This window comes from Nonomuraea sp. NPDC005983 (genome assembly GCF_040614375.1).
In the GTDB taxonomy this organism is placed as follows: domain Bacteria; phylum Actinomycetota; class Actinomycetes; order Streptosporangiales; family Streptosporangiaceae; genus Nonomuraea.
The window spans coordinates 1-12,357 of the sequence record NZ_JBEXUP010000030.1; the positions used below are offsets into that span (position 1 = coordinate 1).

Consider the following 12,357-nt stretch of genomic DNA (forward strand, 5'->3'; position numbering starts at 1 on the left):
GCCGGCGGCCGCGCCGACGTTGAGGGCCGCAGTCGCGAACGAGCCGCCGAGCGAGGGCGCCTCGGCCGCCGCGTACAGGACCTGGGCGATCAGGGTCGAGCCGACGGCGAAGGAGAGGGTCCCCTGGACGAAGACGAGCAGGAACGCGGCGAGCGGGCTGCCGGCCGTGGCCGTGAAGAGCGCCCACCCGGCGAGCAGGGCGATCCCGCCCGGGATGAGGACCCGCATCGGCCGCGTGTCGGACAGGCGGCCGCCGATGGTCACTCCGGCGAACGACCCGGCACCGAACAGCGCCAGCAGCGCCGGCACCCATCCTTCGGAGAAGCCGCTGACGTTGGTGACCAGCGGGGTCAGGTAGGTGAAGGTGCAGAAGGTGGCGGCGTTCACCAGCGCGGCCAGCAGCAGCACGACCAGCAGCCGCGGGCCGCGCAGCGCCCGCAGTTCTCGCCGGGCGCTGGGACGGGCCTCATCCGGGGTCGCCGTGTCCGGCACCGAGCGCAGGACGGCGAAGACGGCCGGCAGGGAGATCAGGGCCACGGCCCAGAACGCCGAGCGCCAGCCGAGCGCCTGACCGAGCACCGCGCCGGCGGGCACGCCGGCGACGCACGCGAGCGTGATGCCGCTCAGCAGGACGGAGGTCGCCCGCCCCTTGGCGTTCGGCGGGACCATGCCGGTCGCCGTCGCGAGCCCCACGGCGAGGAAGCCGGCGTTGGCCACCGCCCCGAGCACCCGGGTCACCAGGAGCACGGAGAAGCTGCTGGTGACCGCGCCGACGACGTGCACGAGCATGAACGCGACCAGGAAGACGAGCAGCGCCCGCCGGCGTGGCCAGCGCAGACTGAGCACCGCCATCAGCGGCGCTCCGACGATCATTCCAGCGGCGAAGGCGGACGTCAGCGCGCCCGCGGCCGGGATGGACACGTTCAGTTCTCTGGCGATGTCCGGAACCAGCCCGGACAGCATGAACTCGGACGTTCCCTGGGCGAATACCGCCAGTCCGAGGATGTAGATGGCGAAGGGCATGCAGAAACTCCACTGCTGCGTCGGTAGGGCATCACAACGAGGGCACGGCGCACGGCCGCGGCACCCCGGAGCGGCCGCACGAAGCGGGCGTGCATCCGGTGGCGCGCGGGCGCTACCGCGTGAAGGAGACCGGGCTCGGCACCACCCGCGGCACCACGAAGGTGGCGGAGGTGATGGAGCTCCCGGGAAGAATCAGTCCGTGTGACGGTGATCCGGCGGCAAGGGTGACGAAAGGGCGCGCGGTCTCAGCGACGGCGCGTGACATCACAGGAAGCCACCGAAGGACCGGTGGCTAGCGTCTTGACGCCTCGGGACTGGACATGGGCCACACCCTAGTGAAAGGCCGCAGGGCTCGTCCACCGCATTACGCGCCTGAGGCGGTCTACGCTCCCGATGGTCAGCCAGTGACGGGCTCGGCGTGCAGGATCGTCCGCAGGCCGGGCACGGTGATCGCGGCGAGCCGGCCGCTGTCGCCGTGGGCAGCCCGCTGACCTGCCCGTCGCCGCGACGCGGCTCTGCTCGACCTGTGGCTGTACCGGTCCGGATACTGCCAGGGCCGGAGGTTCTCAGATTTGGGGTGAAACAACCGGCAAGGTGCGGACACGTACGGGGTGAAGGAGCCTTCGACGAGAGGGAGCAGTGTTGGGCCCCCCTGACCTCAAGCAGCGCTTCGAGGAGATCTACACCGCGCACTATCCGGACATCCTCGCCTACGTCCGGCGGCGCACGGACTCCCACGACGACGCTGCCGACGCCCTGGCCGAGACCTTCACCACCGCATGGCGGAGGGTGGCGGACATCCCCGGCGGATCCAAGGCCCGCCTGTGGCTGTACGGGGTGGCCCGCCGCGTGCTCGCCAACGGCCGGCGAGCCGAGTCGCGGCGCAGCGAGCTCGTCGAGCGGCTCGGCGCGCAGCTCGCTCTGTGGGCGGAGGCGGCCGGCCCGGTGGGCGCGGACGATCTCGACGCCGTGCGTGAGGCGTTCCGCCGGCTGAACCCCGACGACCGGGAGACGCTCGCCCTGGTCAGCTGGGAAGGGCTGAGCTCCGAAGAGGTTGCGACAGTGCTGGGCTGCTCGCGTGGCGCGGCCCGGCTGCGCCTGCACCGGGCGCGCAAGCGCCTGGCCAACGAGTTGCACGTGGCCGGGCTCGACCTGGCCCGGTACGGCTCACGTGCGGTGGCCTTGACGAAAGGCAGGACGTGATGGACGAGCGCACCATCGACCGTCTGGTCGCCGACCTCGCGCCCGACCCCGGCCCCGGCATGACCCCGCTCGCCCGGGAGCTGTTCGAGGAGATCACCGCGGCCCCGGCCGTCGTGCCCGACAGGCCGCGCGACCGCCGTCGCCGCTGGTTCACGGTGCCGGTCGCGGTGCCGGTCGTCGCCGTGCTGGCCGCCGCGGCAGTCGTCCTGGGATGGGTCCTTCCCGGCGCTCTCGGCATCGGGCCGGCTCCGGCCTCGGCGGCGCTGGACATCAAGCGGGAGGGCGACTACTACGTCATCACGGTGAAGGACCTGTTCGCCGACCCGGACATGTACCAGTCCGAGCTCGAGGCGCGCGGCCTGGACGTCAAGCTGAAGCTGGTGCCGACCTCCGCGAGCATGGCGGGGAGAATCTTCGTGATCAACTCTGCCAACCTGCTGAAGGAAGGCGAACCGGCGTCCGCCGACGGCCCGGTCAAGACCATCGACGCCCCGGGCCCCTGCCACCAGTTCGCCGGATGCCCGGTCGGCCTGAAGGTGCCGGTCGGTTACCAGCAGCAGGCTGAGATCATTCTCGGCCGCGAGGCCCGTCCCGGGGAGAAGTACGAGATGCCCCCGGGAATCGGCCTGCCCGGCGAGCCGCTGCACTGCGTGGACTACGTCGACAAGACCGTCGCCGAGCTCGAGCCGATGCTGCGCGAACGCGGTGTGGAGGCGGAGTTCGTCTCCTACACCAAAGGCGTCCGCCCGTCCGGCACCTGGTACGTCCACGACGGCGTCATGAGCGCGGCGGGCAAGGCGCTCTTGGTGGCGAGCACCACGCCGAACCCCAACCCGAGGCCGCTGGACGCCACCTGTTCCGGCGGTTCCTGAGCCCGCAGCCGCTTGAGGGCCGTGTGCGCGGCCCTCAAGCGACCATGAGGCGGGCGGCCGTCTTCTGCGCCTGAACGGCCTCTCCCCTGTCACCGCCGTGCGCTCTGTTCCGCATGCGCGGACTCACTCCCTGACGACCTCCGTCGATGACGATCGGATTCCGTGTGCTCACAGACAGCCACCTGGACACGCCCTCACGGCCCCGTCCGGCCAGGTTCGCCGCCCTCGCGGACCACCGGGTCTTCGCCGTGGTCCTCGCGCTCGCCGCGGCGCTGCGGGTGGTCACCATGCTCGGCTACCGGCCCGCCCAGCTGTACTGGTACGACTCCTTCAGCTACCTCGACACCGCCGTCCACCTCCGGCCGTCGGCCGCCTTCCACCCGATCGGGTACCCGCTGTTCCTGCGGGCGCTGTGGCCCTTCCACAGCGTCGAGGTGATCGTGGCCGCCCAGCACGTCCTGGGCCTGGTCACCGGCGTGCTGCTCTACGCTCTGCTCCGCCGCCGATCGCTGCCCGGCTGGGGCGCGGCCCTGGCCGCCGCGCCGGTCCTGTTCGACGCCTCCTACCTTCGGCTCGAGCACGCCGTCCTGTCGGACACGCAGTTCATCTTCCTGGTCGTGGCGGGTCTGACCGTCCTGATGTGGTCGCCGAGGCTGTCGGTCCGTGCCGCCACGGGGGCGGGCCTGCTGTTCGCGCTCGCCGCACTGACCCGGACGATCGCGCTGCCGCTGCTCCTCCTCGTCCTGGTCGTCCTGGCCGTCCAGCGAGTCGGCCTGCGGCGCCTGGCCGCCGTGGCTCTGGCCGGGACGCTGCCCCTGGCCGCCTACGCCGCCTGGTACGCCGCGCATCACGGCAGGTTCACCCTCAGCGGCGCGGACGGGGTGGCGCTGTGGGCCCGCACGATGACCTTCGCCGACTGCGCGGTGATCAAGCCGTCCCCCGAGGAGGCGAGGCTCTGCCCCAACGGGACCGTCGTGGACGCGGCCTCCGAGTACGTGTGGGCGCCCGGCTCCTCGCTCAACCGGCTCCCCGGCGACCGGTTCTCGCACAACGACCTGGCCCGCTCCTTCGCGGTCAAGGCGATCGCCGCCCAGCCGCTCGACTACCTGCGCGCGGTCGTCCGTGACACCTCGATCGCCTTCTCCTGGACCCCGATCGCGCACCCCAGGCGGACCACCCCGGCCTTCGGCTTCGCCCGCGGGACCTGGCCGCTGCCCGACCAGCCGCTGATCGACAAGGTGAAGCGGGAGTACGACCCGGACATCCGGGGGCTCACCTCGGCCGGGCCGTACGCCGACTTCCTGATCGCCTACCAGTACCCCGCCTACCTGCGCGGGCCGATGCTGGCCGCGATCCTGCTGCTCGGCGCGGCGGGCGCGGTGCTACGCCGCCGCACGGCGCTGCTGCCCTGGACGGTCGCGATGGGCCTGCTCGTCGGCCCGGTCGCCGTCCTGGACTTCGATCACCGGTACGTCCTGCCCGTGGTTCCGGTCGCCTGCCTCGCCGCCGCCCTCAGCCTGCACGCCCTCCTCCGGCGGCCACGCCCGGGTGATGCCGGCTAGCAGCCCGTCCAGGCCGGAGGCGAAGGCCTGACGGGGACATCGCTGACGCCAGCCTATGGAGGAAATTTCCTGGCAACTGCTCATGTATTCGGCGATTATGGGTCGCATATGAGTGTGCTCCTCACAAGACCGGGGCATGCATGAGTAAAACGGTCACAGGGCGAGGAGGGCGCCGGTGCACCCCACGTCGATCGACCTTGCCGCCCATGTCCCGCCCGACGGGCTGATGCGCCTGTCGGGCGATGTGCGGGAACCCGTCCGGCTCGGCATGGCCGCGTTACGGGCGCTGCCGCAGCGCGAGGTGGTGGTGACCTTCGAATGCCGCACCTCCGGGCCTCGTCGGCACCGCTTCACCGGCCCGCTGCTCCTCGACGTCGTCCGCGGGGCGCGACCGCTGTTCGATCCGGTCGAGCGGAAGGACCGGCTGCGCTTCCTGGTCTCCGTCCTGGGACGCGACGGCCATCACGCGGTGCTGTCGTGGGGTGAGATCGACCCCGAGTTCGGCAACACCGAGGCCCTGGTGGGCGTGCGCTTGGACGGCGACGATCTCGACGCGCAGGGCCCGCACCTGGTGGTGCCGGGCGACCGGTGCGGCGGCAGGCACATCAGCCGGATCGCGGAGATCAGAGTCTGCGCGGACAACCGCCTGTGGGCCTGACCCTCCCGGGGCAGGCCCACAGGCGCGGCGGTCACGCCGGGTACGCGTGCGTCTCGGTCGCCTTGACCGAGGCCCAGATCTGCCGGCCTGCGGCCAGGTCGAGGTCGGCGACCGCGGCGGGGGTGATGTCGGCGAAAGCGACGATCGGGCCGTCGAGGTGGACACGGACGTTGTCGCCGTGCCGTTCGACGCCCGCGACGCGGGCCTGCCACAGGTTGCGCGGGCTGCCGTCGGGGCGGGTCCGGTAGAGCGCGACGGCCGCGGGCGAGAAGGCCACGAACGCGGGCCCGTCGACCCGGTCCGCGGTGCTGAACAGCACCTCCTCGACCTTGACCTGCCGATCGACGGCCAGGCCGCGGTAGAGGTTGAGGCCGACCAGGCGGGCGACGTAGTCGGTGCGCGGGCGGCGGGCCACCTCTGCGGGGGCGCCCTGCTGGACGACGGCGCCGTCCTCGATGACGATCAACCGGTCGGCGAGCACCATGGCGTCGAGCGGGTCGTGGGTGACCAGGACGGTGGCGCCGTCGAAGTCGGCCAGGTGGCGGCGCAACTGTGAGCGGATGTCCAGGCGGGTGTGGGCGTCGAGCGCGGCCAGCGGCTCGTCCAGCAGCAGCAGGCGCGGCCGCACGGCCAGCGCCCGCGCGAGGGCGACCCGCTGTGCCTGCCCGCCCGACAGCCGGCCGGGCCGGACGGCGGCGTGCTCGGCCAGGCCTACGCGCTCCAGCAGGGCGGCGGCGACGCGGCGGGACTCGGCCTTGGAGACGCCGTGGCAGCGCGGCCCGAAGGCCACGTTGTCGAGGGCGGACAGGTGCGGGAAGAGCAGGTAGTCCTGGAAGACCATGCCGATCGGGCGCCGCTCGGCGGCCAGCGTGTGCAGCGGGCGGCCGTCGAGCGTGATGTGCCCGCCCTCGGACAGGCCGCTGAGCCCGGCCAGCGCGCGCAGGGCGGTGGTCTTGCCCGCGCCGTTGGGCCCGAGCAGCGCGACGACCTCCCCCATGGCGACGTCGAGCGTGATGTCCAGGCCGAACGCGGGCCGGGTGACGACCAGGCGGGCGCGCAGGCCGCCCTGCCGGGGCTCGGACGAGGTCACGGGCTGTTCACCCACCGGTCACGCAGACTGGCCAGGATGATCACCGAGACGGCGAGCAGGACGAGGCTGAGCACGATGGCGGCCTCCGGCTCGGTCTCCAAGGCGAGGTAGACGGCCAGCGGCATGGTCTGGGTACGGCCGGGGAAGTTGCCGGCGAAGGTGATGGTCGCGCCGAACTCGCCCAGCGCCCTTGCCCAGCACAGCACGGCTCCGGCCACCACGCCCGGCATGACCAGCGGCAGGGTGACGCGGCGGAACACGGTCCACCGCGAGGCGCCCAGGGTCGCGGCGGCCTCCTCGAAGCGCATGTCGGCGGCGCGCAGCGCCCCCTCGACGCTGATGACCAGGAACGGCATCGCCACGAACGCCTCGGCGACGACGACGCCGGCGGTGGTGAAGGGCAGCGTGACGCCGAACGCCGCCTCCAGCCACTGCCCGACCAGGCCGCGACGTCCCAGCACCAGCAGCAGCGCCACGCCGCCGACCACCGGCGGCAGCACCAGCGGGACGGTGACCAGCGCCCGCACCACCCGCAGGCCGGGAAAGGACGCCCGCGCGAGCAGCCAGGCCAGCGGAACGCCGAGCAGCAGGCACACGGCCGTGGCCACGGTGGCGGTCACCAGCGACAGCCGCAACGCCTCCAGCACCTGGGGCTCGGCCAGCCGCTGCGGCAGCGTCGCCCACGGGGCCCGCAGCAGCAGCCCGGCCAGCGGCAGCACCAGGAACACCAGCCCGAGCAGCGCGGGAACCACCAGAACCCAGGGCAGGCGGCCGGCGCGCGGCGCTCCCCGCCCGGGGCTCCGAGCGGGTGCGGGCGTGGTGGAGGTCATCACGGTCGGGGGCGCGTCAGGGAGCTTCGAAGCCGGCCCTCGTCAGCACGTCCTTGCCCTGCTGCGACAGCACCAGGTCCACGAACTGCTTGGCCGGGTCGGCGGCGGGTGACTTGGACAGGACCGCGATCGGATAGTCGTTGATCGCCTTGTCGGCCTCGGGGAAGTCGATGCCCTTCACCTTGCCCGCGCCGGCGATCACGTCGGTCTTGTAGACCAGGGCGGCGTCGACCTCGCCCAGTTCGACCTTGGTCACGGTGGCCTTGACGTCCTGCTCCAGCGTGACCGGGCTGACCTTCAGCCCGGCCGCGCCCAGCGCCTTGACCGCGGCGGCGCCGCACGGCACCTGCTCGGCGCAGAGCGCGACCTTCACCTTCGGATCGGCGAGGTCCTTGAGCGCCGCCACCTTGGCCGGGTTGTCGGCCGGGACGGCGATCTGCAGCTTGTTGCGCACGAACGTGGTCGGCGCGCTCGCCAGGGAGGCGTCGGTGACGGTCTTCATGGTGGCGGGGCTGGCGGCGGCGAACACGTCGGCCGGCGCCCCCTGGGTGATCTGCTGTGCCAGGGTGGCGCTCGAGCCGAAGTTGAACTTCACCGACGTGCCCGGATGCGCGGTCTCGAACGCCTTGCCGAGCTCGGTGAACGTTCCCGTCAGGGACGCGGCCGCGAACACCGTCACCGTCGTGGCCTCTCCACCGGCGGCGGAGGCCGGGGAGGAGGCCGGCTGGCTGGAGCCGCAGCCGGACAGGCCTGCGAGCGCGAGTGCGACCGGCAGGGCGACGGCCCACCGGAATGGACGTCTGATCACCAAGGGGCTCCTTACGGGCTGGACACGCGGGCGTGGTCGGGGATCTCCACGACGACGTTGGTGGACTTGATCACGGCGACCGCCACCACCCCCACCTCCAGACCCAGCTCGTCGGCGGCCTGGCGGCTCATCAGCGACACCACCCGGTACGGCCCGGCGGCGATCTCGACCTGCGCCATCACCGCGTCGCGGATGACCTCGGTCACGATGCCGCGAAAGCGGTTGCGGGCCGAGGAGTGGCCCGAGCCGTTCTCCGCCGCGATCTGGGTGCGGGCGAACGCGGCCAGATCGGCGCCGTTCACCTGCCGGTGACCGTGCTCGTCGCGTTCGGCCGCCAGCCGGCCCGCGTCGACCCATCGGCGGACGGTGTCGGAGCTGACGCCGAGCAACGCGGCGGCCTCACTGATCCGGAACGTCGTCACAAACAATCATCCTAACTTCGCAGATACCATCGTGAACACCCATCTCTCATCGCAAGAGCGGCAGGATGCCGCCTCCTACGCTGGTATCCCCAAGACCGTCACCGCCCGGCACCTGGCATGCCGCAACGGCCTGCCGGGCACTTGCTTCGCTAGACGTCGATCTCCTGCTCGCCCTCGTCAGCGTCGCCATCAAGGCCAACGTCTGAGGGCGCCGCGTCGTGGTCCTCGTCGAGGATGTCGGCGGCCGAGATCACGATGCGCGGGTCGGGGACGCCGACCACCTGGGCGTCCCTGCCGTCGTACTCGAACAGGCTCAGCACGTACCGCATGGCCTCCAGGCGGGCGCGTTCGTTTCTTGTTGACCTCCTCCCCCTCGTGAACAAAGGGGATTCCCCCACGGTCGCCCGTGAGGGTTCCTGCTTCACTGCCGATTGCCCCGTCGAGGAGGTGGTCTCCTGTTGAGGTCTTACATCAGCTCCACAGGCGTTTCACCTCTCCGCCAGCCCGGCGGCGAGGATGTTCTTCGCGGCGTTGACGTCGCGGTCGTGGGATGTGCCGCACGCGCACTGCCAGGTCCGGACGTTCAGCGGCATCTTGTCCTGCAGGACGCCGCATGCCGAGCACAGCTTGGAGGAGGGAAACCAGCGGTCGACGACCACCAGTTTCCGCCCGTACCAGGCGGCTTTGTACTCCAGCATGGAGCGCAGTTCCCGCCAGGAGGCGTCGCAGATGGCGCGGGCCAGGCGGTGGTTCTTGACCAGGTTGCGGACGGTCAGGTCTTCCACGGCGATCACTTGGTTCTCGCGAACAAGTCGTGTGCTGACCTGGTGCAGATGATCACGCCTGCGGTCGACGATCCGGGTGTACACCTTCGCGACGCGGCGTCTGGCTTTGGCTCGGTTGGCCGATCCCTTCTCCTTGCGGGCCAGCGCTCGCTGGGCTCTGGCGAGCCTGCGTCGGTCGGCCCGCTCATGCCGAGGGTTGGCGATCTTCTCCCCGGTGGAGAGTGTCGCCAGGGCAGTGATGCCCACGTCCACGCCCACCGCGTTCTCTGCCGGTTGGAGCGGGCGGATGGCGTCCTCGCACAGCAGAGAGACAAACCAGCGTCCGGCCGCGTCCCTGGTCACCGTCACGGTGGACGGCCGCGCGCCTTCGGGAAGTGGACGCGTCCACACGACGGCCAGCGGCGTGTCCATCTTCGCCAGGGTGAGCCTGCCGTTCCGGTAGGTGAACGCCGAGCGGGTGTACTCGGCCGACAGGCGCGACTTCTTGCGGGACTTGAACCTCGGATACCTGGCCCGTCCGGCGAAGAAGTTACCGAAGGCCGCCTGCAAGTGACGCAGCGCCTGCTGCAACGGCACCGACGACACCTGCGACAGGAACCCCAGCTCCTTGCTGCGCTTCCACGCTGTCAGCGCCGCCGAGGACTCCACGTAGGAGACCTTCCGGCCTTCCGCGTAGGCGCAGGTGCGTTCCTCCAGCGCCCTGTTGTAGACCAGGCGGACGCAGCCGAACGTCCGGGCAAGCTCTTCAGCCTGCTCGGGGGTCGGATAGAAGCGGTACTTGAACGCCCGCTTGACCAACTGCGCCACGCGCACAGGTTACTACGCTCAGTAAAGCTTCGTGCACAAGTTCGATCCAAACGTGTCGGCACTGTGCCGCGCTTCCTCCCTCGCCTGAAGGCGGGAGTCTCCACGGTCAAGGAGTTTCGATGAAGCGCTTGATCGTGCCGCCCTTGCCCGCCGCGTCGCGCCCCTCGAACAGCACCGCCAGCCGCTTGCCGGGGCGCTTGACCCAGCCAGTACTGCAGCTTGAGCAGTTCGATCTGCAGCAGCCGCTTCTCGTGCTCGTACAGGCCGCGCTCCATGCGCGTCGCGTAGGGGTAGTGCTCGCGCCAGGTGTCGACCGGGCGGCCGTCGGCCCGCATCAGCACGGGATCATCGTCGCTGCTGTCGTCCACCCACAGCCCGGGCGTGGCGTCGAGCAGCTCGACCTCGTCGTCGGCGACCAGCGGGTCGAAGACGACGGGCGGCTGGTCCGGTGAACTGCCGCGATCGCGCAGCCGGCCGGGCACCGGCCGGGTCAGGACGTAGACCAGGTAGGTGCCGACTGTGGCCACCACGATGGCCGCCAGCGGCGCGAGCACCGCCGGGATGAGCACCTTGGACACGATCGCCGTCCCCTTGACCGCTGAGGCGCCGGCCGCGATGAGCGTGGCGCCGACGACTCCGCCGATCAGCGCGTGCGAGGAGCTGGAGGGGATGCCGAAGTACCACGTCAGCAGGTTCCAGGCCAGGCCGCCGACCAGCCCGGCGAAGACCACGGTGAGCGTGATCGCGCCGGTCTCCACGATGCCGGTCGCGATGGTCGCGGCGACCTGTAGTGACAGGAACGCCCCCGCGAAGTTGAGCGCCGCCGACAGCCCGACCGCGAGCTTCGGGCGCAGGGCCCCGGTGGCGATGGACGTCGCCATGGCGTTGGCGGTGTCGTGGAAGCCGTTGGTGAAGTCGAACGACAGCGCGGTGGCGACCACGATGGCGAGCAGCACGGAGTTCGCGTCCATAACGTCAGATATGACCCTGTCGCAGGGGCTAAACCACCAGGCGCGGCGCCCGCCGGGGAGAGCCCCGGCGACGGGGGGCGACCGCCTGCGCTGCTCGTGCGGCCTGCCCGAGAATCCGCTGAGGGAGCCGGGCTTCAGGCGGTCGGCGGCAGGGAGGCGGTGAGCTGGAAGCCGCCCTCGGGCAGCGGGCCCGCTTCGACGTGGCCGCCCGCCTGGGAGAGACGTTCGGCCAGGCCGCGCAGCCCGCTGCCGTCCGCGGAGGCCGTGGCGGCGGCGGTGCCGTTGTCGCGGACGGTGACGGCTTGGCCGTCCAGGCGGATCTCCGCTCTGGTGGCGCCGCTGTGCCTGATGATGTTGGTGACGCCCTCGCGCACCACCCATCCCAGCAGCGCCTCCGATGGGGGCGCCGGTGCGGTGCCCGTCCGGTGGACGGCGAGCTCGACCCCGGCGGCCTTCAGCGCGTCGTGGGCGCGGTCGAGCTCGGCGGCCAGGCTGCCGCCGCGGTAGCCGGTGACCGCCTCGCGCACCTCGGTGAGCGCCTGCCTGCCCACGGCCTCGATGTCGGACGCCTGCCGCTGCGCCTGCTCCGGGTCGCGCCCGGCCAGCCGCCGCACCGCCTCGGCCTTGACCACGATGACCGACAGCGTGTGCCCCAGCAGGTCGTGCAGGTCGCGGGAGAAGCGCAGCCGCTCCTCGGCCACCGCCGCCTCGGCCAGGCGCCGGCGGGTCTCGCGCAGTTCGCCGATGACGGCGTGCAGGTGCAGGATGCCCGCGACGACGAGGCCCGCGTTGAACGTCCCCCAGGAGAAGGCCATGATCGACTCGATGCTGCCGCCTCCCAGTCGCACGATCAGCCCCGTCACGACGGCCAGCGCGACCAGGGCCACCCGGACCGCCCTGCCCGACAGCACCAGAGAGATCGCGACACCCAGCAGCGGGAGCACGTAGTACCAGCCGCCGCCGAAGGTCGCCGACAGCGCGAGCACCACTGTGGCCAGCGCGGCGAGGGCCGTCCGCGCGACCGTCAGACGCTGCCGGAACGCGCTGAGCGTGACGAGGGTGTGCAGGCCGCCGACGGCGGCAAGGCCGGCCCACGACAGCCAGGCGGGCTGGAAGGTGCCGTCGACCGTCTCCCAGACGGCGGCGATTCCCAGCAGCATGAGGACGAGGAAGCTGGTGCGTCCGGGGGCCTCGTAGGGCTTGCCGTCGGGGGCGGCCAGGTGGTGTTCGGGCATCATGGCAACGGTACGCGGTCAGGCGGCGCGCCCGGCGACGGAGTTCACGCCCCGAAACGCTAGAGGCCAGGGGACGTCCGGCCCAGATTCG

Annotated in this window: 12 protein-coding genes and 2 pseudogenes; 4 read left to right on the plus strand and 10 right to left on the minus strand. The window is 71.7% G+C overall.

Features of this window, described 5'->3' with window-relative positions; genetic code table 11:
* The coding region (locus tag ABZ297_RS16115) for a Cmx/CmrA family chloramphenicol efflux MFS transporter (RefSeq protein ID WP_355345745.1) at window positions 1-1,023 on the minus strand (1,023 nt) is incomplete at its 3' end.
* A gap of 642 nt (window positions 1,024-1,665) precedes the next feature.
* Here ABZ297_RS16115 and ABZ297_RS16120 point away from each other — a divergent pair.
* From ABZ297_RS16120 to ABZ297_RS16135, 4 genes are all read left to right on the plus strand, one after another.
* A complete protein-coding gene (locus tag ABZ297_RS16120) occupies window positions 1,666-2,226 on the plus strand; it encodes an RNA polymerase sigma factor (RefSeq protein ID WP_355345748.1) in 561 nt (186 codons plus the stop codon).
* Window positions 2,226-3,098 (plus strand): hypothetical protein, encoded by an 873-nt coding sequence (locus tag ABZ297_RS16125; RefSeq protein ID WP_355345751.1) that lies wholly within the window; start codon window positions 2,226-2,228, stop codon window positions 3,096-3,098. Before ABZ297_RS16120 ends, ABZ297_RS16125 begins: the two co-directional genes overlap by 1 nt.
* Before the next feature lie 164 nt (window positions 3,099-3,262).
* Window positions 3,263-4,660 (plus strand): hypothetical protein, encoded by a 1,398-nt coding sequence (locus ABZ297_RS16130; protein WP_355345754.1) that lies wholly within the window; start codon window positions 3,263-3,265, stop codon window positions 4,658-4,660.
* Window positions 4,661-4,835: 175 nt separating this feature from the next.
* On the plus strand, window positions 4,836-5,318 hold the full coding sequence (locus ABZ297_RS16135; protein WP_355345757.1) for a hypothetical protein: 483 nt from the start codon (window positions 4,836-4,838) through the stop codon (window positions 5,316-5,318).
* Between the two features lie 31 nt (window positions 5,319-5,349).
* Here ABZ297_RS16135 and ABZ297_RS16140 read toward each other — a convergent pair whose 3' ends face one another.
* The 9 genes and pseudogenes from ABZ297_RS16140 to ABZ297_RS16180 form a co-directional block, all read right to left on the minus strand.
* On the minus strand, window positions 5,350-6,408 hold the full coding sequence (locus ABZ297_RS16140; protein ID WP_355345760.1) for an ABC transporter ATP-binding protein: 1,059 nt from the start codon (window positions 6,406-6,408) through the stop codon (window positions 5,350-5,352).
* Window positions 6,405-7,238 carry an ABC transporter permease gene (locus ABZ297_RS16145; RefSeq protein WP_355345763.1) on the minus strand — a complete coding sequence of 278 codons (834 nt, stop codon included), beginning with the start codon at window positions 7,236-7,238 and terminating at the stop codon, window positions 6,405-6,407. Before ABZ297_RS16145 ends, ABZ297_RS16140 begins: the two co-directional genes overlap by 4 nt.
* 16 nt (window positions 7,239-7,254) lie before the next feature.
* Window positions 7,255-8,046: a molybdate ABC transporter substrate-binding protein gene (gene modA / locus ABZ297_RS16150; protein ID WP_355345766.1), complete on the minus strand. Its 792-nt coding sequence runs from the start codon at window positions 8,044-8,046 to the stop codon at window positions 7,255-7,257.
* Between the two features lie 11 nt (window positions 8,047-8,057).
* Window positions 8,058-8,468, minus strand: coding sequence for a TOBE domain-containing protein (locus tag ABZ297_RS16155; protein ID WP_355345769.1), 411 nt, complete (start codon window positions 8,466-8,468; stop codon window positions 8,058-8,060).
* A gap of 149 nt (window positions 8,469-8,617) precedes the next feature.
* Window positions 8,618-8,797, minus strand: a complete 180-nt coding sequence (locus ABZ297_RS16160) for a hypothetical protein (protein ID WP_355345941.1) — start codon at window positions 8,795-8,797, stop codon at window positions 8,618-8,620.
* Window positions 8,798-8,881: 84 nt separating this feature from the next.
* Window positions 8,882-10,060, minus strand: a pseudogene (locus ABZ297_RS16165) (RNA-guided endonuclease TnpB family protein); the annotation flags it as partial.
* Between the two features lie 106 nt (window positions 10,061-10,166).
* Window positions 10,167-10,235 carry a hypothetical protein gene (locus ABZ297_RS16170; RefSeq protein WP_355345929.1) on the minus strand — a complete coding sequence of 23 codons (69 nt, stop codon included), beginning with the start codon at window positions 10,233-10,235 and terminating at the stop codon, window positions 10,167-10,169.
* Between the two features lie 328 nt (window positions 10,236-10,563).
* A pseudogene (locus tag ABZ297_RS16175) lies at window positions 10,564-11,031 on the minus strand (inorganic phosphate transporter); the annotation flags it as partial.
* 134 nt (window positions 11,032-11,165) lie between these two features.
* A complete protein-coding gene (locus tag ABZ297_RS16180) occupies window positions 11,166-12,266 on the minus strand; it encodes a histidine kinase (RefSeq protein WP_355345772.1) in 1,101 nt (366 codons plus the stop codon).
* Window positions 12,267-12,357 lie beyond the last annotated feature (91 nt).

Coding starts and splice junctions, on each gene's coding strand:
- ABZ297_RS16125 (WP_355345751.1), top strand. CDS start 2,226: ATGGACGAGCGCACCATCGACCGTCTGGTCGCCGACCTCGCGCCCGAC.
- ABZ297_RS16145 (WP_355345763.1), bottom strand. CDS start 7,238: ATGACCTCCACCACGCCCGCACCCGCTCGGAGCCCCGGGCGGGGAGCG.
- ABZ297_RS16160 (WP_355345941.1), bottom strand. CDS start 8,797: ATGCGGTACGTGCTGAGCCTGTTCGAGTACGACGGCAGGGACGCCCAG.
- ABZ297_RS16180 (WP_355345772.1), bottom strand. CDS start 12,266: ATGCCCGAACACCACCTGGCCGCCCCCGACGGCAAGCCCTACGAGGCC.